This is a genomic window from Streptomyces sp. NPDC054840, from assembly GCF_053611065.1.
The window spans coordinates 1-2,019 of sequence record NZ_JBSGZP010000981.1 but is presented as its reverse complement, the minus strand read 5'-3'; the positions used below and the strand labels follow the sequence as shown (position 1 = coordinate 2,019).

2 protein-coding genes are annotated in these 2,019 nt (G+C 75.7%); one reads left to right on the top strand and one right to left on the bottom strand.

Annotated features, from left to right (window positions below; translation table 11 throughout):
- Positions 1 to 12: 12 nt before the first annotated feature.
- A complete protein-coding gene (locus ACWGIU_RS36640) occupies positions 13 to 987 on the bottom strand; it encodes a hypothetical protein (RefSeq protein ID WP_453712398.1) in 975 nt (324 codons plus the stop codon).
- Between the two features lie 176 nt (positions 988 to 1,163).
- On the opposite strand from ACWGIU_RS36640, the gene ACWGIU_RS36635 reads away from it, so the two are divergent.
- Positions 1,164 to 2,019 (top strand): carboxylesterase family protein (locus ACWGIU_RS36635; protein ID WP_453712397.1); only part of this gene is annotated, 856 nt, incomplete at its 3' end.

The window sequence follows — 2,019 nt, the reverse complement described above, 5'->3', positions numbered from 1 at the left end:
GCCGGGGGCCGGTCAGGCCGAGGGCTCCCGGCGGTTCCTCAGGGCCAGGCCCGCGAGGAGGGCACCGACCGCCGCGCACAGCACGACGGTGACACCGGACCAGGCCACGGTGCCGCCCACCGCGCCCGCCAGCGGGTCGTACCGCAGCGACCCGCCCAGCACGTGCAGGGCGACCACCCCGAGAGCGGTGGCCGCGCCCGCCCGCCAGACCGTCGTGGTGTCCCGTAGGGCCACCAGCGCGCCGCTCACCAGGCAGAGCACGGTGACGAGGAGGGGCAGGTAGTCGACGGGTGCGGCGAACGGCAGGGCCGTCAGGTCGTTCGGCAGGTGCAGGGCGCCGCTGACCAGCAGGGCCATCGCGACGGGCCAGCGCAGGACGCGCCGCAGCACCCGGTCGCGGGAGGCGACGGGCGGGTCGACGGGAGCGGTGCGCCGGGGCGGCGCCTGGTATGGGGCTTCGTACAGCTCCGGGTACCGCGGCTCGTACGGTGCCTCATGCCTCTCCTCGGGGGGCCGAGCGGAGGGCTCCGCGTGCGGGCCGGACGGGTCGGCGTCCGGTGCGGCCGGACCGGCGGGCCCGGCGCTGCCGCCGCGCTCCGTCTCGGCCGCGTCCTCCTTGCCGAGGATGGTCACCAGCAGGGCGACGTCCTCGATGGACCGTCCGACGGCGGCGGCGCGCAGCGTGAGGCCCGCCTCGGCGACCTCGTGCGGCGACTCGCCCAGCAGGGCGACCATCCGTCGTACGTCCTGCACGGGTCGGGTCACGGCGGCCGTGCGCAGCGCGTCGTGCCCGGCGTCGGGCAGCGGGCCGCCCTCCGTGAGGAGGCTCACGAGCGCGGTGACCTCCTCGACCGGCCGGCAGGTGGCCGTCGTCTCCAGCAAGGTCCGCATGGGCGGGGGCGTGGTCGGCTCGTCCGGTGCTATGGGGTCGGGGGTTCCGTCGCGGTCTTCGTGCTGTTTCGCCGCGAGGGTGATGGGGTCATTCATGGAAAGCTCCGTTCGCCGACGCGCGGGTCTACGCAATCGCGCGCCGGTCATCGTGCGTCATGGGAAGCGCACGTTTTGTTACATTGAGTGCCACTTCCGGTGACTGCGCCATTCGGGGCGGGCAAACGGGGGTCTCCACCCGGGTCCCGGGCCCCGAAGGGGAAAGGGCGTCGGCCGTGACCGACTTTCGCCAGTTCAGTCGCCGGTGGGCCCTGGTGCTCCCCGTCGTGTTGCTGCTGCTGGGCGTCGCGCCCGGTCCGGACCGGCTCGTCGTGGACACCGACCGGGGGCCGGTACGGGGCCGGGCGCACGGCGCGTACGACACCTTCGGGGGGATCCCCTTCGCCGCTCCCCCGACCGGCCCGCTGCGCTGGCGGCTGCCGGAGCCGGTGCCGCACTGGCGGGGCGTACGCGATGCCGGGACGCCCGGTCCGCGCTGTGCGCAGCTGCCGGCGGTCGGGGTGGGCGGGCCGATCGGCTCGGAGGACTGCCTGTACCTCAACGTCACCGCTCCGGGGGGCCGGGCCGCTGCCGGGGGCCGGGGGCGGCCCGTCATGGTCTGGTTCCACGGCGGCGGCTTCTTCAGCGGCGCGGGCGACACGTACCGGCCCGAGCGGCTCGCCGGGCAGGACGGCGCGGTGGTCGTGACCGTGAACTACCGGCTGGGTGTTTTCGGCCTGTTCGGCCATCCCGAGCTCGGCGGGGCACCCGGTTTCGCCCTCGCGGACCAGCGGGCGGCGCTTCGCTGGGTACGGGCGAACGCGGCGCGCTTCGGTGCCGACCCGGGCAACGTCACCGTTTTCGGCGAATCGGCGGGGGCCCTCAGCGTCTGCGCGCACCTCACCTCCCCCGCGTCGGCGGGCCTGTTCCAGCGGGCGATCGTGCAGAGCGGCTCGTGCTCGACCACGGCACCGCCGCGATCCCTGCTGCCCGGCCTCGGCAGGTACGAGCCCTTCGTGCCGGAGTCCCGTACGGTCGCGGACGGCGCCCTGGCGGCGGCCGGGCTCGGCTGCGACCGGCCCGGAGGGGTGC

Excerpts from the sequence above, each read along its gene's own strand:
- ACWGIU_RS36640 (WP_453712398.1), bottom strand. The coding sequence starts at position 987 with ATGAATGACCCCATCACCCTCGCGGCGAAACAGCACGAAGACCGCGAC.